Annotated in this window: 24 protein-coding genes; 12 read left to right on the plus strand and 12 right to left on the minus strand. The window is 39.2% G+C overall.

What is annotated here, in order from left to right:
* Nucleotides 1-5 precede the first annotated feature (5 nt).
* On the plus strand, nucleotides 6-1,217 hold the full coding sequence (locus AC3WLU_RS13130) for a M20 family metallopeptidase (RefSeq protein WP_440439261.1): 1,212 nt from the start codon (nucleotides 6-8) through the stop codon (nucleotides 1,215-1,217).
* 28 nt (nucleotides 1,218-1,245) lie between these two features.
* Here the strand turns inward: AC3WLU_RS13130 and AC3WLU_RS13135 are convergent, their stop codons facing one another.
* The 3 genes from AC3WLU_RS13135 to AC3WLU_RS13145 form a co-directional block, all read right to left on the minus strand.
* A complete protein-coding gene (locus AC3WLU_RS13135) occupies nucleotides 1,246-1,953 on the minus strand; it encodes an EcsC family protein (RefSeq protein WP_222620129.1) in 708 nt (235 codons plus the stop codon).
* Between the two features lie 362 nt (nucleotides 1,954-2,315).
* Nucleotides 2,316-3,524 carry an ABC transporter permease gene (locus AC3WLU_RS13140; protein WP_098865880.1) on the minus strand — a complete coding sequence of 403 codons (1,209 nt, stop codon included), beginning with the start codon at nucleotides 3,522-3,524 and terminating at the stop codon, nucleotides 2,316-2,318.
* A complete protein-coding gene (locus AC3WLU_RS13145; RefSeq protein ID WP_048677969.1) occupies nucleotides 3,517-4,260 on the minus strand; it encodes an ABC transporter ATP-binding protein in 744 nt (247 codons plus the stop codon). The genes AC3WLU_RS13140 and AC3WLU_RS13145 overlap by 8 nt, the downstream gene beginning before the upstream one ends.
* A 658-nt stretch (nucleotides 4,261-4,918) precedes the next feature.
* Here AC3WLU_RS13145 and AC3WLU_RS13150 point away from each other — a divergent pair.
* From AC3WLU_RS13150 to AC3WLU_RS13160, 3 genes are all read left to right on the plus strand, one after another.
* A complete protein-coding gene (locus AC3WLU_RS13150) occupies nucleotides 4,919-5,341 on the plus strand; it encodes an HIT family protein (RefSeq protein WP_057275801.1) in 423 nt (140 codons plus the stop codon).
* A gap of 221 nt (nucleotides 5,342-5,562) precedes the next feature.
* Nucleotides 5,563-6,666 carry a 3-phosphoserine/phosphohydroxythreonine transaminase gene (gene serC, locus AC3WLU_RS13155; RefSeq protein ID WP_413022349.1) on the plus strand — a complete coding sequence of 368 codons (1,104 nt, stop codon included), beginning with the start codon at nucleotides 5,563-5,565 and terminating at the stop codon, nucleotides 6,664-6,666.
* A 126-nt stretch (nucleotides 6,667-6,792) separates the two neighbouring features.
* Complete coding sequence (locus tag AC3WLU_RS13160) at nucleotides 6,793-7,311, plus strand: tryptophan transporter (RefSeq protein WP_063577111.1); 519 nt, start codon at nucleotides 6,793-6,795, stop codon at nucleotides 7,309-7,311.
* A gap of 99 nt (nucleotides 7,312-7,410) precedes the next feature.
* Here AC3WLU_RS13160 and yhzF read toward each other — a convergent pair whose 3' ends face one another.
* Nucleotides 7,411-7,590 (minus strand): membrane protein YhzF, encoded by a 180-nt coding sequence (gene yhzF, locus AC3WLU_RS13165; RefSeq protein WP_034314687.1) that lies wholly within the window; start codon nucleotides 7,588-7,590, stop codon nucleotides 7,411-7,413.
* Nucleotides 7,591-7,900: 310 nt separating this feature from the next.
* Between yhzF and AC3WLU_RS13170 the strand changes: the two genes are divergently transcribed.
* Both AC3WLU_RS13170 and AC3WLU_RS13175 read left to right on the plus strand, forming a co-directional pair.
* Entirely contained in the window at nucleotides 7,901-8,266 is a 366-nt protein-coding gene (locus tag AC3WLU_RS13170; protein WP_057275799.1) for a YtxH domain-containing protein, read from the plus strand.
* A 182-nt stretch (nucleotides 8,267-8,448) separates the two neighbouring features.
* Nucleotides 8,449-9,027, plus strand: a complete 579-nt coding sequence (locus AC3WLU_RS13175; protein WP_034314691.1) for an HTH-type transcriptional regulator Hpr — start codon at nucleotides 8,449-8,451, stop codon at nucleotides 9,025-9,027.
* A gap of 2 nt (nucleotides 9,028-9,029) precedes the next feature.
* Here the strand turns inward: AC3WLU_RS13175 and AC3WLU_RS13180 are convergent, their stop codons facing one another.
* On the minus strand, nucleotides 9,030-9,356 hold the full coding sequence (locus tag AC3WLU_RS13180) for a DUF1878 family protein (protein ID WP_053534080.1): 327 nt from the start codon (nucleotides 9,354-9,356) through the stop codon (nucleotides 9,030-9,032).
* 385 nt (nucleotides 9,357-9,741) lie between these two features.
* Between AC3WLU_RS13180 and AC3WLU_RS13185 the strand changes: the two genes are divergently transcribed.
* The gene (locus tag AC3WLU_RS13185; protein ID WP_223255829.1) at nucleotides 9,742-10,128 is read left to right on the plus strand and encodes a DUF3267 domain-containing protein; all 387 of its coding nucleotides are present in this window, start codon (nucleotides 9,742-9,744) and stop codon (nucleotides 10,126-10,128) included.
* Between the two features lie 108 nt (nucleotides 10,129-10,236).
* Nucleotides 10,237-10,419, plus strand: coding sequence for a hypothetical protein (locus tag AC3WLU_RS13190; protein WP_034314696.1), 183 nt, complete (start codon nucleotides 10,237-10,239; stop codon nucleotides 10,417-10,419).
* A 111-nt stretch (nucleotides 10,420-10,530) separates the two neighbouring features.
* Here the strand turns inward: AC3WLU_RS13190 and AC3WLU_RS13195 are convergent, their stop codons facing one another.
* Nucleotides 10,531-10,614, minus strand: coding sequence for a YjcZ family sporulation protein (locus AC3WLU_RS13195; RefSeq protein WP_034314699.1), 84 nt, complete (start codon nucleotides 10,612-10,614; stop codon nucleotides 10,531-10,533).
* 185 nt (nucleotides 10,615-10,799) lie between these two features.
* Nucleotides 10,800-10,883, minus strand: coding sequence for a YjcZ family sporulation protein (locus tag AC3WLU_RS13200; protein WP_106026634.1), 84 nt, complete (start codon nucleotides 10,881-10,883; stop codon nucleotides 10,800-10,802).
* A gap of 201 nt (nucleotides 10,884-11,084) precedes the next feature.
* On the opposite strand from AC3WLU_RS13200, the gene AC3WLU_RS13205 reads away from it, so the two are divergent.
* The gene (locus AC3WLU_RS13205; RefSeq protein ID WP_057275796.1) at nucleotides 11,085-11,951 is read left to right on the plus strand and encodes a peptidylprolyl isomerase; all 867 of its coding nucleotides are present in this window, start codon (nucleotides 11,085-11,087) and stop codon (nucleotides 11,949-11,951) included.
* A 55-nt stretch (nucleotides 11,952-12,006) separates the two neighbouring features.
* On the opposite strand, the gene AC3WLU_RS13210 is transcribed toward AC3WLU_RS13205, so the two are convergent.
* The 4 genes from AC3WLU_RS13210 to AC3WLU_RS13225 all read right to left on the minus strand — a co-directional run bounded on the left by AC3WLU_RS13210 (nucleotide 12,007) and on the right by AC3WLU_RS13225 (nucleotide 14,921).
* Nucleotides 12,007-12,189 carry a sporulation YhaL family protein gene (locus AC3WLU_RS13210; protein ID WP_373567449.1) on the minus strand — a complete coding sequence of 61 codons (183 nt, stop codon included), beginning with the start codon at nucleotides 12,187-12,189 and terminating at the stop codon, nucleotides 12,007-12,009.
* 99 nt (nucleotides 12,190-12,288) lie between these two features.
* Complete coding sequence (gene yhaM / locus AC3WLU_RS13215; protein WP_034314712.1) at nucleotides 12,289-13,227, minus strand: 3'-5' exoribonuclease YhaM; 939 nt, start codon at nucleotides 13,225-13,227, stop codon at nucleotides 12,289-12,291.
* 178 nt (nucleotides 13,228-13,405) lie between these two features.
* Entirely contained in the window at nucleotides 13,406-14,104 is a 699-nt protein-coding gene (locus AC3WLU_RS13220) for a (2Fe-2S)-binding protein (RefSeq protein ID WP_492597362.1), read from the minus strand.
* On the minus strand, nucleotides 14,097-14,921 hold the full coding sequence (locus AC3WLU_RS13225; protein WP_063577115.1) for an ABC transporter ATP-binding protein: 825 nt from the start codon (nucleotides 14,919-14,921) through the stop codon (nucleotides 14,097-14,099). The genes AC3WLU_RS13220 and AC3WLU_RS13225 overlap by 8 nt, the downstream gene beginning before the upstream one ends.
* A 584-nt stretch (nucleotides 14,922-15,505) precedes the next feature.
* Between AC3WLU_RS13225 and AC3WLU_RS13230 the strand changes: the two genes are divergently transcribed.
* Nucleotides 15,506-15,643 carry a hypothetical protein gene (locus AC3WLU_RS13230; protein WP_156500305.1) on the plus strand — a complete coding sequence of 46 codons (138 nt, stop codon included), beginning with the start codon at nucleotides 15,506-15,508 and terminating at the stop codon, nucleotides 15,641-15,643.
* Between the two features lie 149 nt (nucleotides 15,644-15,792).
* Here AC3WLU_RS13230 and AC3WLU_RS13235 read toward each other — a convergent pair whose 3' ends face one another.
* Entirely contained in the window at nucleotides 15,793-16,881 is a 1,089-nt protein-coding gene (locus AC3WLU_RS13235; RefSeq protein WP_034306982.1) for a branched-chain amino acid aminotransferase, read from the minus strand.
* Between the two features lie 642 nt (nucleotides 16,882-17,523).
* Here AC3WLU_RS13235 and AC3WLU_RS13240 point away from each other — a divergent pair.
* The gene (locus tag AC3WLU_RS13240; protein WP_095679677.1) at nucleotides 17,524-18,792 is read left to right on the plus strand and encodes an L-lactate MFS transporter; all 1,269 of its coding nucleotides are present in this window, start codon (nucleotides 17,524-17,526) and stop codon (nucleotides 18,790-18,792) included.
* 532 nt (nucleotides 18,793-19,324) lie between these two features.
* Nucleotides 19,325-20,392, plus strand: a complete 1,068-nt coding sequence (locus tag AC3WLU_RS13245) for an AI-2E family transporter (protein WP_063576131.1) — start codon at nucleotides 19,325-19,327, stop codon at nucleotides 20,390-20,392.
* The last annotated feature ends 111 nt before the right edge of the window (nucleotides 20,393-20,503 follow it).

The raw sequence follows: 20,503 nt of genomic DNA on the forward strand, positions 1-20,503 counted from the left end.
GCAAAATGATACAGCGATTACACGATCTTCTGGATGGTTCATATGAAGAAATGGTTTCCATCAGGCGTTATCTTCATCAACACCCCGAGCTTTCTTTTCAAGAAACCCAAACGGCGGCCTTCATCGCTGGATATTATGAAAAACTTGGAATCGAACACCGGACGAATGTAGGCGGTAATGGTGTTATCGCCAAGGTCACAGGCAGTAAGCCTGGTAAAACCGTAGCATTGCGCGCTGATTTCGACGCCTTACCCATTCAAGATGAAAAAGAAGTTCACTATAAATCTTCCGTACCCGGGGTCATGCATGCGTGTGGACACGATGGCCATACAGCGACACTCCTTGTCCTTGCTAAAAACCTGAATGAGCTGAAGGATGAGCTCGAAGGTGAATATATATTTATCCACCAGCATGCTGAAGAATATGCTCCAGGGGGTGCCAAACCGATGATTGAGGCTGGCTGCCTTGATGGAGTGGATGTAATTTTCGGCACCCATTTATGGGCAACGGCCCCAACCGGAACAGTCCAATACGCTTATGGACCCCTTATGGCCGCTGCTGACCGTTTTGAAATCACCATTCAAGGGCAAGGCGGGCATGGAGCCCAGCCGCATAAAACCCGTGATGCAATCTTAGTCGGCTCTCAGCTCGTCATGGCCCTGCAGCAAATCGTAAGCCGCCGCCTAAACCCAATAGATTCGGCAGTCATTACCGTCGGATCCTTTGTAGCAGATAATGCCTTTAACGTCATTGCAGATAAGGCTAAAATAATCGGGACCGTCCGCACATTCAAGGAAGATGTCCGTTCATTCATTAACGAAGAAATGGAGCGGATTGTTAAAGGAACCTGCATAGCTGCGGACTGTACCTATGAATATCAATACTTTCAAGGCTATCCAGCAGTTATTCCACATGTCGAGGAAACTAAATTCCTCATCGAAAGTACTAAGTCAGTCAAGGAAGTTTTGGTTACAGAGGAAATTGACCCGGATATGACAGGTGAAGATTTTTCTTATTATTTACAAAATGTAAAAGGTACATTCTTCTTTACGGGAGCCAGGCCGAAAAATGAACATACATATCCACATCATCATCCTTTGTTTGACATTGATGAAAATGCGATGCTCATTGCAGCCAAAATATTAGGCACTGCAGCGGTGACCTATCACAATAAAAAACAATCATCCCAAATGGTTAATGAATCTTTATTGCGGTAATAGTGAAGGGACGGGTTATCCCCGTCCCTTACTGTTTAAGAAGTCTGATTCGGTAACAATGGACAGCCGTTTCCCCAAGATGTTCCAACAAATGATGGTTGGCATATCCACCGACAGCTGCCCCAATACCTGGAACGAGCTGGAACATTTTGATGACATCTATGTGATCGCGATATTCCTGCTGAAATTCTTGCCAGTCTATTTCCGGCCATTTCCCTGAATCCCATTCCTCTATTACCCGTAATGTTTCAAATTTCTTCTCCTCGCTTGAAAATGCCATCTGGAAGATATGGAGAATGAATAAACGTTCCTCATATTTATTTGGATCGAAACCGTATATACGGGATAGTTCGAATAATAATTTCATCTTGATGCTAAGCAGTAATGGGAAATCAGCCAATCCAATTAAAAGCCCTGCCGCTCCGGTTCCCACACCTTCTATAACGGCCGTTTTCCGATATGCCGTTACAGTTTCCGCAACCCACTCTTCTTTTTGCTGCAAGGTTAGTAGCACTACATTTTTTTCTTTAGACATATATTTAGAACCTGATAATACGGCCTCTATCATCCCTTTAATACTATCAGTAATTACTTTGTGCACTCGGTCTGGAATATAACCATTCAATTTGATTTGCGCCTTTTTGGACATCCGCTCAAGCCTGCCGGGTTTCTTGGCTACTTTCTTTTTCCATGATACTAGTTCAGATAATGCCTTTTGTTCATATTCATCCATCATTCAACACCTCCGTTAAATATGTATATACCCCCTATGAGGCTTTTAGTTTCAATTTTCACTTCTTAAAAGAATTAAATAACTAAAACGTTTTTTGGGGGTTGTAAAAGTATCCAATGTTGTTTTCCACTCCAGACTGGTCCATTTCGAACCAAATTTTAGAATAGGTGATCCTTGATATTTTTACTGTCATCCTTAACGGATGGAAGAAATTTGCGGAACCCTGCCGAAAAACTGGCTAGCCGGGCCCCCACAGACGCTTGCGTCGAGGAGGCTTGGCAGACCGTCGGCGGAAAGGGAGCGGATTTCTATCAACTGAAACCTTAATAAAGAAAAAGCTGATTTTATGAAAAATCAGCTTCTGCTTAAAAGTTTTTTATTTTCTTTGTTGCATAAATTTTAAAACCGAATATGAAAACAAGCCCCATTGCCAAGGCGGCTAAAGCGGACATCCATTCCCCTTTCACTAGCAGGACCAAACTGAAGACAAGGTCCTCAAATAATAGGAAATAGGAAATTAGTTTTATTACTGCAGATTCTCTCATTTTTGCTGGCAATGGATACAATGAGACCCATACTTTCCACTCATGTGCCTTCCAAACCGGCAGCAGTTGCAGGGCTGTCATGAATAAGAACATGAACGTAACAATCAAATGTGCAAATATGTTAGTGAATACACTTAAAATCACGGATCCCATGATCGTTAAACGAAAACAAAGTCCCACATAATCATTGGATCGCAGAAGGGTACGGGCGTAAAGATAGGTATAAGTTGACTTATCACCATACGGAATGAGTGCTAATAGCCAGTCCATCCATTTCCTTCTCGCTACCTTCCCTTTTAAATGAGGAACATCAGTAAACATGTTCGCTATTCGATAGAAGGAATTCATCCGTTTGTTTTCCAGTTCCACCAGCCGTTCCCACTTTAACACGAAACCTTTAGTCGCGCTTCGGTAATACATGTAAAGTGCTAACAATAATAAGAAGGTTATAAGTGCAAACAGTATATTTGCCCTTGAACAGATGAAATAAAGAATCACGCCATTAAGTAAAAAGCGGATGAGAGAGTCCCAATGGCTCACTGATGTATCCTGATATTTCAATACCAGCCAGCGCATGGTCAAATTCAAAAACTTCAAAATAAGCAAAACGGCCAGGATGATTCCAAGGTCCTTACCTCCTGCACCCGTAACCTTCGCATACATCGGTATCGATGCAATCAGGACAACCAGAAGAATAAAGCCCTGCATGACCCAGCTTAATATCAATGAATTCTTGAAATAACTTCTCAACTTCGTTTCAAGCGGAAGCAGGAATACCGTATCGGGTTCTTTCAAGAAAGTATTTATCGGGCTTCTGGTTACAATGATCGATAAAACAAAGGCCATGATCAATGCAGCAGGAAAATCATTGTTTAACGTCTTCACCCAATCACTGTAATAATAAGCCAACCCACCCAGAACCAAAACCATGACAAAAACAAGATGGCCATTAAAAATATAACGAAGATATTTTTGCGTTTCATTTATATAGCCTAAATATCTTTCCTTCCAGAGATTTTGACTATTCATGACCGATTTCTTCTTTCGTCAATTGGATATATAAATCGTCCAGAGTTGCCCCTGGCATGGAAAATTGTTCACGAAGCTGCTCAAGATTGCCTTTCGCCCGAATCTCTCCATTATGCAGTATGATGAAAGAATCACAATACCTCTCGGCTGTCGCCAGAATGTGTGTAGACATTAAAATTCCCGCTCCGCTCTCTTTCATCTTCCTCATCAAATCAAGCAGGGATTGAATGCCTAGTGGATCAAGACCTACGAAGGGTTCATCGACGATATATAAAGACGGCTGTACTAAAAAGGCGCACATTATCATGACCTTTTGCTTCATTCCCTTTGAAAAATGGGCCGGGAACCATTTAAGCCTTTTCTCCATATGGAATTCCTTTAACAGAACGTCCATCCTTTCTTTAAATGTGGCTTCCGCCAAACCATGTGCCATGGCTGTAAGCTTTAAATGCTCCTCAAGTGTAAGCTCATCATACAAAATGGGCGTTTCTGGAACATAAGTGAATTGTTTTCGATATGTATCCGGGTCCTGAGCTAGTGTTTTACCATGAATCGAGACGCTTCCGCCTTTCGGCTCCATTAGTCCGATGATATGTTTAATCGTCGTACTTTTCCCAGCCCCGTTAAGCCCAATTAACCCAACCAGCTCATTTGGCTGAATGTCAAAACTTATTCCTTTTAAAACGGGCGTTTTCGTGTATCCGCCCACTAACTGCTTTATTTCCAATAAGGACATATAAACGATCCTTTCTATATAGAGGTTCTTATTTCCATTTTATCAAATTCTCCTGCTTTTATATAGTCGAGTGTTCCGGAACAAAATTTCCATAAATAACTAATTATATTTTTCCTGCTTGATGGCCATCATAATTAAGGAAGAAGGGGTTATTCATTACGTGTGATTCACATCATAATGTAAATGAGGTGTCAGTTAAAGACGTATTATACTGAAATACCCATTAGGTTTATTACAAATGATTTACATCATATTGTAAATGAGGTGTCAGTTAAAGACGTATAAACTGAATTAAACCAGAAGCTTCATAACAAAAATCGTTTCGAGCAAGGAGATGGTTCTCTTGCACGTAAAAGCAGAAAAATCATTCAATAATTATCAATTATGCTTTAAAAGTTGATGAAACTTTAAAGATATAGGAGATGGTTGCTTTGAATGGAAAATCTCTATTTAGATAATAACCATATTTTACTACAATGTAGATGAGGTGTTTGTCGCAGAGAATTTATGCTAATGCGAATTTTGAAGCAAAACCCCCTTTTTCGACAGGCAGGGTGCAACTTAATGTTGCATCCTGTTTTTATATTTTTCCTTTTCTCAACGATTCAAGCTATGGTACGATTAACCAAATACATTAACTTTTAAAGGAGCGTTATTCATGAGTGATTGCATTTTTTGCAAAATAATCGATGGGGAAATTCCAAGTAGTAAAGTTTTCGAAAATGAACATGTTTTGGCCTTTCTCGATATCAGTCAAGTAACGAAAGGCCATACGCTGGTAATACCTAAAGTACATAAGGAAAATCTTTATGAGTTGACACCAGAGATTGCCAAGAACCTTTTTGAAGTGGTGCCGGAAATTGCCCGCGCCATGAAGCAGGAATTCCAACCTGTAGGCCTGAACCTTTTAAATAATAACGGTGAAGCTGCAGGGCAGTCCGTTTTCCATTTTCATATGCATTTAATTCCTCGGCATGGGGAAGGTGACGGCTTTGGTGCAGTTTGGAAAACAAATACCAGCGACTATACACCGGATGACCTGAAACAAATCGCTGACTCCATTGCACAGCATATACAATGAGACTGCAATAGCCTGTTAAGAAGGTTTCTTTCTCCTTTCGTTGCTTGAAAAAATGATCCCGAGTTGGTCCTCACTTTAAAGTGCAGGACCTTTTTACTTTGGTCTATCATTAAAAAACGGATTTAAAATTCTAAATTTTCCTCCAATTGAATTTAGTTTTCTGGTAGGATATATGAATAGTCTCAAATACTTTATCACATAGTCGCATAGGAGGAAAAAAATTGAAACGTGCACGTAATTTTAACGCTGGGCCAGCCGCCCTTCCTTTAGAAGTTTTACAAAGAGCCCAAAATGAATGGTTGAATATTGAGGATTCCGGTATGTCTGTCATGGAATTAAGCCATAGAAGTTCCGAATTCGAAAAGATTCATAACCATGCCATTCAATCATTAAAAGAACTTATGGAAATTCCTGAAAATTATGAAGTTCTCCTGCTGCAAGGAGGGGCAAGTCTACAATTTTCCATGATTCCCATGAACATTTTGAAAGATGGAAAAAGGGCAGATTATGTCCTCACTGGTTCTTGGTCGGAAAAAGCATTAAAAGAAGCCAAAAAGGTTGGTGAAACGGCCGTAGTCGCTTCATCCAAAGATGAAAAATATACGTTCATCCCTAAAGTGGAAGATATCAAATTGAATGACGATGCTGCCTATCTTCATATCACAAGCAATAATACGATTTACGGAACGCAGTGGAAGGATTTCCCGGAAACAGGCAACATTCCTCTAGTAGCCGATATGTCGAGTGATATTCTCAGCAAAAAGATTGATATTAGTAAATTCGGCATCATCTATGCTGGTGCACAAAAGAATCTAGGTCCGTCGGGAATCACAGTCGTTATCATCCGTAAAGATTTAATAACGGATAATGACAAAATCCCATCCATGATGAACTATTCGATCCATTCGAAAAATAATTCTTTATACAACACTCCTCCGACATTGGCCATTTACTTATTGTCCCTTGTGCTGGATTGGGCAAAAGATCAGGGCGGAGTGGAAAAGATTGCTGAAATCAACGAAGAAAAAGCAAAAGTCATTTACGATGCCATCGACGGCAGTGATGGTTTTTATAAAGGCCATGCCCTACCGGACAGCCGTTCATTAATGAACGTAACGTTCACGCTTCCGTCTGAAGAAGCTGAAGTGCAATTCCTTAAAGAAGTGAAGGAAGCCGGATTCGTAGGACTGAACGGTCACCGTTCCATCGGCGGCTGCAGAGCATCCATCTATAATGCGGTCCCTCTATCCCATTGCCAGGACCTTGCTGATTTCATGAAGAAATTCCAGGAATCGTATAAAGCGAAGGAAGCACAAACTCTTTAATTCAAACAAATATAACTTCTAAAAAAATAGGTCTTATGATATACTATTTTAAACTTCTTGCAACAAGCAATAGTGCATTGTTGAAGAAAAGCTGTTAATTGAGATGAGAATAGGAGAGATGAGTAAATGAAAACGAAAACCCTTGTGTCACTGTCCCTATTAATCGGGATTGGGGCTGCCCTGCATTTTATCATACCTGGATTCTTCCTTGGAATGAAACCGGATATGATGCTGTTGATGATGTTTTTGGCGATTACCCTGTTTCCCGCTAAGAAGAATGTATTCATTGTCGCCCTGGCAGCAGGAGCCATCTCTGCCATGACAACTACATTTCCAGCAGGACAGATCCCAAATATCATAGACAAATTGGCAACAGCCTTTCTGTTTTACCTTTTATTCATCAGTCTAAAGAAGTTTTCAACATCCGTTGTCACCGTCAGTATCTTGACTGCCGTTGGAACATTGATTTCCGGCGCTGTCTTCCTTGGTTCGGCTTATTATATCGTTTCCCTTCCAGGGCCTTTCGTTGCACTTTTCGGAGCTGTTGTGCTTCCTGCCGTATTGTTAAATACTGTTGCGATGGTCATCATTTATCCAATTGTGAACGGCATCGTAAGAAAATCAAATATACCCATAAATGCTTAAGCAGCAGGATCATCATACCTAAAAAAGCACCGGACAGTCCGGTGCTTTTTTTTCCAATCATATGAATCTGGAATTCTAGTCAGAATCATCCTCCAATGGTCAATGAATCAATATCCACATAAACCAAATGAAAAGCAGTAAAACCCCGGGGAGACCCATAGCGAAGGCTCTAGCCTGGAGCACCCTCCTAGGCGGATAGATACCAGGAGATTTAGCTTGCCTTAGAAAATACCCCATTCCGCACAGGCATACCAGGCCTAATAAAAAAATGATTTTCATTATTAACCCACCAGTGCCATCCAAGTTCCGACAGCTTGTTTTTATTATCTATATGCCGCTCTTCCCTTTATATGAAGCATTATTATTAAAGCTTCAAGTTATTTTTAAATATTATATATTTACTCTCTAAGTTTAAAAAAATATTTTTGTGATATAAAGATAAAATGGTCGATTCTCTTCCATAAGGATGAAAATTATGGTATTTTGATATCAATAGTATTTCACTCCCTATTTATCATAATTTCCAATTGATGCAGCAGGGATTAAGACCATGGAAAGCGAAAACATATTATAAAATGAGGTGATCCTAATGAAAGCAAAATCATTACTAATTGGCTTTTTGACCGGAACAGTAGTAGCTGGTGCGGCAACCTTACTTTCGACACCAAGTTCAGGTAAAGACCTACGGACCCGCATCAAGACGAATACCGACGAAATTAAGGCTACAATTGATGAATTAAAGGTAAAAATGCAGAATATTAAAGATGACACGATGGAAGCTTCACAAATCAGCAAAGAAACGGTAAAAACATTCATTTCGGATGTTCAGGTCGTCATAGAGAACTGGAAGCGGGAAATCGAACCCAATAAGAATGAATTATTGAAGAACGTTCAGGAAATTGAAAATTCATTGAAAGAATTGGAAGCGGCCGCCCCTACTTCTAAAAATAGCTGACATCGTCACACAAGCTTGATTCTCCATTTTTCCCAATAAATTACATGATTTATTGGAGAAGAATGGAGAATTCATTAAAAAACTAAAATTTTCTAAAAATTTTGCAAATATTTTTCTTTATTAATTTTTATTTTATTGTCATAATAAATATATAGAATCTTATAAGTAGGTGAGCCCATAATATGCAGAATAAAAATTATTCTATGAAAGAAGCAATGATTTTTAGTCAACGAATTGCACAATTAAGCAAAGCATTATGGAAATCGATTGAAAAAGATTGGCAGCAATGGATCAAGCCCTATGATTTAAACATCAATGAGCACCATATTCTTTGGATTGCTTACCATCTTAATGGATCTTCCATTTCAGATGTTGCAAAATTTGGGGTCATGCATGTTTCTACCGCATTTAACTTTTCAAAAAAATTAGAGGAACGCGGATACTTAACATTTTCAAAAAAGGAAAATGACAAAAGGAATACGTATATAGAGATCACAGCGGAAGGTGAAAAAATTCTCCTTGATTTAATGGAGACATACGACCCAAGTAAGAACTCCGCTTTCTCGGGTGCACTTCCATTGCGTGAGCTTTATGGCAAGTTTCCGGATATGATTGAAATGATGGCCATCATCCGAAATATATACGGTGAAGACTTCATGCAAATCTTTGAACGATCCTTCGATAACATCGATCAGGAGTTTACGGACGTGGAGGGTAAAATCACAAAAAAAAAGATAGAGAAAGAAACTGAGCCAGTTTAATCTCATACTCTATCCATTTCCTTCATGAATGATACATATAAACCTTGTGAGATGCATGCATCAATGCATTCCTTTGTAGTTATTTTTGGATTAACCTTTCTTTCAAATTGATTAAAAAGCGGTCGAAAGTTCATATACCCTTCCGCTTTTTCTATTTCATAGCGTTTGCTCAAGATATCACATGTTTCCAATAATTCTTCCGCTTCCTTTTTCGTGAAATTTTTTTCCACAAATAGATAGTCCAACTTGGCCTCCGGATTGCGTATAAGGTTTAATAAAAGCCGTTGATGAAAACGGAGTATTTCCATTTCTTCATTTATATTTTTCATACATCACTAATCCCCATTCAATCATTCAATTTAACATAAAAGACTTATAACCAATTTTTGATTTTTCACACTCGGTAATCCGCCTGATCCCCATTTCAAAACCTGCCCATTGCATGCTTACTCACAAAAGTGATTTCATCTTAAACATAATCCAAGAATTCCATTGCTTTTTCCACCCATTCATCGTAATGTATGTAAGTATATTCAACAGCTTTGGAGGGCTGATTTCGAAATGAATTCGTGGAAAACAATAGACGTGGCAAAACAATATGGGAATTGCCGTCTGCTCTTTTTTTCAGTTTTTACTATATTGATGTCTTTTGTTCTGATCTATACATTATTAAGTGTCTTTTCAACCCATGTTATTTTGTATGGCGATCAAACAATGGTATTTTTTAGCCTATTGCTCTTATTATATCCTGTTCACAAACTATTACACTATTTACCTTTACGATTATTATGTAAAAAAGTGAAAACTTCATGGTCCTTGAAGTGGAACCTGGTGTTGACATGCAGAGTCAATGTGCATGATCCGATTCGAAAGCATCTTTATCTCTTGACCCTTGTGTTGCCTTTCGTCATTATGTCTGTCACTTTGATTGGTTGTGCCCTTAGTTTTCCGCATTACATCCATTATTTCACTATTTTATTATCCCTGCACACCGGCTTATGCGTATCGGATTTTATTTATATAAAAAACCTTGTTGGTTCCCCAAGGCATTCTTTTATCGAGGAACATCTCGAAGGATACGATATACTTATTCAAAAATGATTCCTTATTCATTCATAATGATGACTACTAAGATTTTTAGGTATCTTTTTTCATTATAATTTGGTATCGTATTTATACATGATGTTTTGCAAGGAGGGATTTTAGGTTTTGATCTCGTTCTGGTTTATTATTTTTGCTATTTTGATCCTTTATAATATTAATAGAATGACAAACTCTTTATGCATTCAAAAGGAAATTGCTGAAGACCGGCAGCCTAAAGTATTCAGGACCATTAATGTATTAATTACTATTATGTTATTATCCTCCTATATTGAAATTTTGTATACGTAGAGATGAGCAACAAATGATGTCCATCATTTGTTACATACATTGGTGATACCCGGAGCATTATCCACATAAAGAAAAAGGGCGAAGCAAAAGCTTCGCCTTTTGTTTATGAGTTTATAACCAAGAAGCTCCAATGATGACTAACAGGATGAAAAGAACGACAATTAGAGCAAAGCCTCCACCTATTCCTCCAGACATTGATCTTCCTCCCTTCCATTCTTAAGTAATAATAATTTAATGCACACTCTTATATCCGCCAAAAGGAATCCATTCCTTTCATAGCTTGAAAATCACTTAAATCTTTTTTGTTGAGCGGCTACCCTATCCTATTCAACTCCATGGCAAAAGGAGTGGGCTCTTTCCATTAGTAATTTTGCAGCCGATTAGCAAAAGGCTGCTCCTACAATTATTAATAAAATGAATAACACCACTAACAAAGCGAAGCCTCCGTTAAATTCATTACCCATTATGCTACCCCCTTTTGTTGTCCTCGATTTATCATATGTAATGGATTAATATCCGGGTAGGCGTACACCCATTTTTCAAAAAAATCTTATTCATGCACCAATATATTATTTTTTGTAAAGTAACCAGAATATGTTATAGTTAATTTTGTGGAAATATCGAAAAAATAGCAAACCAGAAACTTATAACTAGGAGTTGTTTTTATGAAGAAGTGGGCATTATCGATTGCTGTTACTGCAGGGCTGATCGGACTTACAGCATGCAACAGCGACAAGGAAGCAGTCGTGGAAACTAAAGCGGGGGATATAACGAAAGAAGAATTTTACAATGTAATGAAAGACCGTTATGGTGAAACCGTTCTTCAAGAACTTGTTTATGAAAAAGTTCTTTCTGAAAAATATACAGTAACGGATAAAGAAGTTAAAGCTAAAACGGACGAACTTAAAGCGCAAATGGGTGAAAATTTCGAAACGGCCCTGGCCTCTTCCGGATATAAGAGCGAAGCTGATCTTAAACGTGCACTTAAAATCGGCATGCTTCAAGAAAAAGCAGCCGTTGCCGATATAAAAGTTAAAGAAGCTGATGTGAAAAAAGCTTATGAAGACTATAAACCACAAATCAAAGCGAGACATATTCTCGTGAAAGATGAAAAAACGGCCAATGAAGTTAAAGCTAAATTGGACAAAGGTGAAGACTTCGCCAAACTTGCCAAAGAATATTCAACGGACACAGGCACAGCTGAAAAAGGCGGGGAGCTAGGCTGGTTCGGACAAGGTGAAATGGTTCCTGCATTTGAAGAGCAAGCTTACAAAATGAAGAAAGATGAAATCAGCAAGCCGATTAAATCCGATTATGGCTACCACATCATCCAACTTCTTGATACAAAAGAAAAAGAATCATACAAAGATATGAAAAAAGATCTTGAATATGATTTGAAAGTCGCTCAAATTGACCAAACTAAAGTTCAGGACATTCTGAATTCAGAAGTCAAAAAAGCGGACGTGAAGATTAAAGATAAAGATTTAAAAGATGCCATCACTTCTGGTGACGCAGCCAAAGCTGAAAAATAATTGAATAGTAAAAAGCGACAGGACTTTACCTGTCGCTTTTTTTTCATCATTCGGGCTATGCTCCCTGATTTATATCCTTTTTACGCCTCTCACGCTCTTCTTCCATGCGGTCAATGTATTTCTGGCCTTCCTTTTCAATCCAAGCATCATCTATGAGGCGTTCCTGCCTAGCTGTCCAAATTGACATGACTGCACTGACAATTATTCCAATAAACACGAACCAAATCCAAATTGGCATGTCCTTTCCCTCCCAAAAAATCTACTATTCATTTACTAGAGAATATGCTCGAACAAAAAAAATATGCTTCTTTCTCCATCGAGAAAGAAGCATATTTCATTAAAATGTCGGTTTATAGAATGAACGATTATCGAGCGCGAAGACTCTTTCCGTAAATTCACCCGGCTTCACTTTTTCCAAGGCGCGGTCCATCATATTTATCTTGGCATCCATATTATCAATATAATGCAGCACTTCCGCTTCCCTAACCATCGGCGGCTTGGGACTGCCCCACTCAGCTTTACCATGGTGGCTTAATATCAAGTGCTTGAGAATCATGATTTCTTCCGCTTCAATGCCCAATTCCTCTGCAGCTTTACCGACTTCATTCACCATGATGGTGATATGCCCCAACAAGTTCCCTTCCACTGTATAAACAGTCGAAACAGGTCCAGATAGCTCATGCACCTTTCCAAGGTCATGCAGAATGACCCCTGCATACAAAAGATCCTTATTGAGGGAAGGATATAGGGTTGAAATGGCCTTAGCCAGCCCTAGCATCGATACAACGTGATAGGCCAGTCCCGACATATACTCATGATGGTTCTTGGTGGCAGCAGGGAACGTCAGGAATTCATTCTGATATTTTTTTATGAGATGCCTAGTCACCCTTTGGATATTCGGATTCCTCATTTCAAAAATAAATTGAGTGATGGTTTCCATCATTTCTTCCTGACTTAAAGGCGCCGTTTGAATTAAATCGGCTTTCGTGACCCCGTCAGTATCTGAAGTAATTCTAATATTACGGATTTTCAATTGGCTGCGTCCTCGATAATTCTGGACTTCCCCTTGAACTTTCACTGTTGCTTCCGCACAGTATGTTTTCTCATCAGCCTCGGAAACATCCCATAGCTTAGCCTCTATCTCGCCGGTTTTATCGCACAAAATCAATGTTAAAAAAGGCTTTCCATTACTTGCCACCGCCTTTGTACTCGTTTTAATGTACATATATATATCTACTACTTCACCAATTCCGTAGTGTATGATCCCATTTCCCATGCGACTGCCTCCGTTCAATTAAATATCAACATTATAACATACCAATCTCGTTAGTGCGTTTAGTTTTCGTTAATAAGTGATAGACATTGGACAGGAAAAACTAAAGCTTTGCCGTCTCTTATCACTCCACAAGAAAACCAGGCTTGACCCCAAGCCTGGCTCTCCAATCAAATCTATTTCAACAGTTTTTGTTCGGACAATACGCGCACTTCTCCTGGCCATCAATTCGGTAATATAAACAGCATGTCACCCGTTTATAAGGGTTCATTGACTCCGGAACACTTTTTTCCCCAATGAATCGTTTAAAGGGGGAACGCGTTTCAATATTCAGCCATGCCTCATCTTCAAGAAGGATTTCAATGTCCTTTTCAACTCGCGTCTTTATATCAGTTTGCTTCAATAACTCACTATACATCCATACCGTATAGCTCCAAATATTTTCCCAGAGAACTAGTTTCGATATTTTAGCAGTTCCGGAAAAGAAGCGAATGGCATCAGCACCAAATCTGTTCAGTATGGAATGGAGGGCAGAAGGGCTTTCCTTTTCCGTGACATGGCTCCACCTGTTGGTTTTCAGCAAAAAATTCGGGAGCCAATGCTCATCTTCCGGATCATCCAAAACACCAAAGTCCTGAAGTGTGCCTTCCCAGATAAGCCGATGTTTGCTTAACATGTACAATTGTGCCGTGACAAAAAAAGCATAGCGTCTGAACCACATTGAAATGGCTATCCTTGACGTTTCCGCCCCAGTCCGGGCTTGTGCATACTGAATAAGCTCATCAGCATGCTTGAAGGTCTTGGAAACTTGGGCTACATCTCGAAAGGATATCCGGTATCCCTGAAGTTCTTTTTCAATGGCTGGTGTGAGGTTATGCATTGGCCAGCGCTTTTATCTGAGTTTGTGCGTAGCGCCCTTTACCAAACGGGACGCACATGGGACTGCCGAAAATTGGATCAAAGGATATTTGACATTCCATGCTGAATACATGCTGTACCAATTCAGGCGTGATGATATCCTCCGGCCGGCCTTGAGCATGTATCGCCCCATTTTTAAGTGCCACCAGATTATCCGCATAACGGCAAGCTAAATTCAAATCATGAAGCACCATAACGATCGTTCGGTTCTCAAACTCATTCAAGTCGAACAATAAGTCCAAAATCTCGATTTGATGGGTCATATCAAGATATGTAGTCGGTTCATCCAACAAAATGACATCAGTATCCTGAGCAAGCGTCATGGCTATCCATGCCCGTTGCTTCTGCCCTCCCGATAATTCATCGACTGCCTGATCCTTTAAATCGGTCAGATTCGTTGCTTCAATCGCCTTTTGAACTTTATCTTCATCCACGGAACTCCACTGTTTCAACCAACTTTGATAAGGATATCTTCCTTGTTTAACAAGTTGATAGACGGTAAGCCCTTCAGGAGCAACCGGGGATTGCGGAAGAATCGCCATCTTTCTCGCTACATCCTTCGATGGCATGGTTGAGATCGCTTTGCCCTCGAGCAAGACCGAGCCGGATTGAGGTTTTAACAATCGGGCTACAGACCTTAGAAGTGTTGATTTTCCACATCCATTAGCACCGATGAATACGGTGATCTCCCCTTTGGGTATTTCTATATTCATATCATTTATTATTAATTTATCACCATAACCGAGCGATAAAGACTGAGTGTTAATAGCTGGTCGCATTAAAATACTCCCCTTTTAGTCTAATAATACCATTTTAATGAAAATGATTCTCACTGTCAATCTCAAAAAGGAATATAAACCATAAACTCCATGTCCCATTCCTCTTAAATGATTCATTAAAGTGAATGCTCCTTTAAAGATATGAAGCTTCCTTTGGAAACATTAATCTAAAAAAAACAGCACATTATACTTTCATTCATCACTGCCTGTAGCTTCCGAACGATAGTCCATTCTCCCCCTCTGCGAATTACTATCGGAATTTCCAAACTCCATTTAGCGGAAAATAAAAAAAGCCCTCCATATGGAGAGTCCAGACTGTAGACAAACTCGATGAAAATCGAGTTTGTCTATTTTTATGGCTTGTACAATTTGGACGTTGATTTCCACTCCAGGCACTCGCTTTCCGCGGGCGGTCGGGGAGCCTCCTCGGCTTTCGCCTGCGGGGTCTCCCCAAGACGCGCTTTCCCCGCAGGAGTCTCGTACCTTCCGTTCCAATCAACTTTGTCTTACCTTTTAGATAGAACACTTTTGCCTGGAGGCATTTTTGTTTTAAAAGAGAAGTATTAAAACTTAAGGTGATGAGGATGCTTTCTAAACATGATTCTATTCAGCGAGATCAACTTGAAATGATTACTTTAGATCAACTGGTGCCACCGAACCATTTGGTTCGTAAAATGGAGGCTGCCATTAATTTAAAGAAGATGGCCAATTGGACATGGTGAGGTCCAAAAATGGCCTAACATGTGGGCTCGTAGAGCCGCAATCTCTTAACTTTAGGCGAAAATTCAAAGGGAATTTCAAAAGAGGTTCAGAATTTTTTAATTCCGAACCCCTTTTGTCTACAAACCTTCAAAGAAGGTTTTTTTAAGTATCATTGAGTCACTTTTTCTTCAACTTTCGTAGTCCAGCTCAACTCGTCTGTGACTTTACCTGTTTGGACACCTGTCAGTGTATCATAAAGCTTTCTGGAAAGTTCGCCCGTTTCTCCGCTTTGAACAATCATTTCTTCACCATTCCACAAAAATTCACCAATCGGTGATATGACCGCGGCTGTTCCCGTTCCAAAGGCCTCTTCCAAGTGACCCAATTTATAGGCTTCATGGACTTCCTCCATCGAGATGCGTCTTTCCGACACGGGAAGACCCCAATGTTTCAGCAATTCTATAATGGAATCACGAGTAATACCCGGAAGGATGCTTCCATTTAAAGCAGGGGTGATGATTTCACCATTAATTTTAAAGAAAACATTCATGCTTCCAACTTCTTCGATATATTTTTTCTCCACTCCGTCTAACCAAAGAACTTGAGCATAACCCATCTTTTCGGATACTTCCTGGGCTTTTAGGCTCGATGCATAATTACCGCCCGTTTTGGCTTCACCTGTACCTCCATTAACTGCACGTGTAAAAGCTGACTCCACTGCAATTTTAACTGGATGGATGCCTTCTTTATAATACGATCCCACTGGTGACATGATGATGATGAACTGATACTTATTCGATGGAGATACTCCAAGATAAGGCTCAGTAGCTATAATGAATGGCCTGATATATAAAGATGTCCCTTCTGCCTGGGGAACCCAATCCTTATCAACGCTAATTAAAGTCTTTAAGGCCTTCAACGCGAAATCAACGTCGACATCCGGTATGCATAATCGGCTATTCGAACTATTTAAGCGTTGGAAATTCTTTTCCGGACGGAATAAGATAATTTCATCCTCAGGTGTTGCATATGCCTTCAATCCTTCAAAAACGGATTGACCATAGTGAAAAATCATAGCTGATGGCTCCAATGAGAGCGGTTGATAAGGAACAATTCTTGGATCATGCCACCCTTGCCCTTGTGTGTAATCCATAATAAACATATGATCGGTAAACTGCTTACCGAACTCAAGCTGGTCCGCTTGTGGTTTTTCTTTCTTTGTTGTACTAAGCGTGATTTGCATGTCATGTTCCTTCATTACCAAAACCCCTTGTTGATTAAATTTACAAGATTTCACTTCCATAAAATCTATCTTTCATTAGTTTACTCCTATAAGGAATCATAGTTCAAGCCTTTAAGACGAAATTTTCGGAATTTTTTAAAATAAATTGGTTTTTCTTTGATTTCCAGACTATGATTCCTGAAAAAAGAATCAATTATTCCTGAAACCACTAAAAATATCAATTCCGAGTAGTACGCTAATATGTCTTGAATATTAGATTAATTTTATCAAAATAATCACTATAAAGCCAATGAGAATAATTTTGGTTCATCGCACCTATAGAGTAAATTCAATCATTTGCCTTTTGTAACCAGGAAAATCGATAAATGAAAAGACTTTTGGCAGATTCGTGAATAATACACCAAAGCAATACCTGCAAACCTTATATGTATATTAAATTCCTTAGAATATATAACATTTTTAATCCGAATCCATAAAGTGTTTTTTCCCAACTCTAAGCCCAGAGGAAAATTTTACATGAATTTCAATTTAGTAGTTTACTACTAAATAATATTCTTATATACTTATCCCACGAGATAGATAAAACGCATGCAAAACGATATATTATAGACAAAACGCATGCAACTTTCTAATTCTTTAACGAAAAGGGGTAACAACATGACAAAAAACAGATGGTTAATCGCTTTATCCGCTATCGCCATTCACCTATCCATTGGCGGTGCATACGCATATAGCGTTTACAAAAAACCATTAGTCGAGACCATGGGGTGGTCAGAAACTGAAGTAACGTTAGCATTCACAATAATGATGGCGCTTGCAGGAACTTCTGCTGCCTTCTTTGGCAAGTTCGTAGAAAAAAATGGACCACGAAAGTCAGCTATGGTCGCGGCTGTATTATTCGGATTAGGACAAGCCGGTTCCGGTTTAGCGGTAATGGTCGATTCACTTCCGCTTTACCTATTGACTTATGGGGTGTTAAGTGGACTTGGTATGGGGATCGGGTACATTTCACCAGTATCCACTTTAGTCAAATGGTTCCCAGATCGCAGGGGATTGGCAACAGGAATGGCAGTATTAGGTTTCGGTGCCGGAGCTCTCATTACAGCCCCAGTTGCTGCAAGCCTTATGGAATCCGTTGGCATTTATACTACATATTATATTTTAGGCGCAGGCTATTTCATACTGATGTTCTTAGGGGCATCCTATATTGCACCTCCAAAAGCCAACTGGCTGCCTGAAGGAATGAAGAAAGATATTGAGTCCGGTAAGAAAGAACTGAAGAAAGACCTAAGGCAATTAACTGCAAAAGAAGCGGTTAAAACTAAACACTTCTGGATGTTATGGTCCATGAAATTGATCAATACAAGTGCAGGGATCATGATGATTTCGGTTGCTTCTCCTATGGCTCAAGACGTTGTCGGGCTGTCAGTGGCAGGTGCAGCAACATTAGTCGGTATAATGGGAATCTTTAATGGCGGAGGAAGACTTGGCTGGGCAGCGGCATCTGATTATATGGGCCGTCCAAATGTTTTCGTCATTTTCTTCATCATTCAAATCGGCGCCTTCCTTTTACTTCCAACGACTACAAATACACTATTGTTCCAAGGACTCATCTTGTTGGTCGTTAGTTGTTATGGAGGAGGATTTTCTAATCTCCCTGCATTTGCCGGGGATTTATTTGGCACTAAGGAAATTGGTGCCATCCATGGTTATCTTTTAACTACATGGTCTCTAGGCGGGGTTTGCGGCCCAATGTTGGTTACTGCAATCAGGGAAAGTACGAACAGTTACATTCCGGTATTCTACGTTTTCGCAGCATTAATTGCGATAGCATTCGCCATTTCCATCTGGTTGCGTCTGGACATCAAAAAAATGCAAAAAGAACAGAAACAAGGTGCAACGAACACATTAAGTAAGATATCCTAATTTAATAACCTTTAAAAAAGGCATGATCAAGTAAACTTCCATAACCGGAATTTACCTTGATGATGCCTTTTTAGTATGTATATGACCGTATCGGTGCTTTTTGAACTGTAGCACATTGGAATATCATATGGATTAGGTCATCTCACCTGGGGGCAGTTGTGAGCATAAATTCAGATTATCGACTTATGCACGTAAAGACAGGTTAAAGTCAAAATGGCCGATATATTTTTTTAATATGTCCTTCTTTTTACAGTGAAAGTCTTGTTTTTGTTTCCATATATCAACTTCGTTTGTTCAGGCTATAGCTATTTGAATTCCAAAGATGTTTAAAAAATACGAACTTCCATTTAATAAATAGGTGGTCAGTTAGTATTGCTTTTAAGATTCAAACTTGAAACACAACCGAATAAAAGCTGAATGCCAAACGGTCATCCATCTAAAAGTTTTGCACCGAACATTTAATCAAGTTATTTAGTTTAACATTAAGCTAAATCAGGGAATTAAGTAAGAGATGGAATTAGGGGGGATTGTCTTGTGGATCAATAAACCGTTTTTCAAATATGCTTGCGCGATCATTTTGATCATTTTAATTATTTTTTTACTGGGTAAGATTGATTATGTTCTCCTACCGCTGCAAAAAATCATTGCTGCCATGTTTTTCCCTATTATTTTGGCTGGGCTATTATACTATATATTACGGCCGGTCGTTAACTTGTTAACTGAATTTATCCCGAGGTCAGCTAGCATCTTCACCGTGTTTTTGATTATATTTAGTATGATTGGGATGGCAGGTTACTTTGGCAGTCCTGTAATCGTTGACCAATTTCAAAAATTATCTGAAAACCTCCCCAGCAAAGTCAAGGAATTCTCTAAAGAATCTGAAGTCATGATTGAAAAAAATGATTTTGGCATGGTAAATATGGAAGAGTTGAAAGAAAAAGCGGTCACGCATTTGAAAGATTATTCGGAAAAACTCATCGTGAATGTCAATACCATTTTATCCACGATAACTAGTGTATTAACAGTATTGGTCATTACACCATTCATTTTATTCTATTTCTTGAAGGATGGAGATAAATTACGACCATTTCTATTAAAATACATACCGAACGATGTAGAATCAGAGGGGAACACAATTTTAAAAGACGTCGATAAAGCCCTCTCTACTTATATTATTGGTCAATTCATCATATCAATTGTCATAGGGACTTTGATGTATGTTGGCTACCTTATTATCGGTCTCGATTATGCACTCGTATTGGCCTTATTCGCCATGATTTTTACCGTTGTACCATTCCTTGGTCCATTAATAAGCATCATCCCCGCCCTTTTCATTGCCTTACAGCAAGACATTGGGCTGGCAGTGAAAGTACTTATTGTCCTTATTGTTGTTCAACAGGTCGAAGGGCACTTGGTTACACCGAATATTATGGGGAAACGGCTTAACATTCACCCGCTTACCATTATCCTATTGCTGCTTGCTGCTGGATCAATATACGGATTCATTGGCATTTTAATCGCTATCCCTACCTATTCTGTAGTAAAAACGATTATAGGGAATTTCAGGAAGTTTTACAGGTTACGGAATAGGGTTACATAAACAGGAAAAGTTGTCTACACACTTAATTAAAAGATGATCTGACCCAATAAAGTTAGACATATAATTTAAGCAGCTTCTAAGACCTGAGTTCGGTATTCTATCGGACTCAGG

The organism is Peribacillus sp. FW305-BF15 (genome assembly GCF_058783805.1).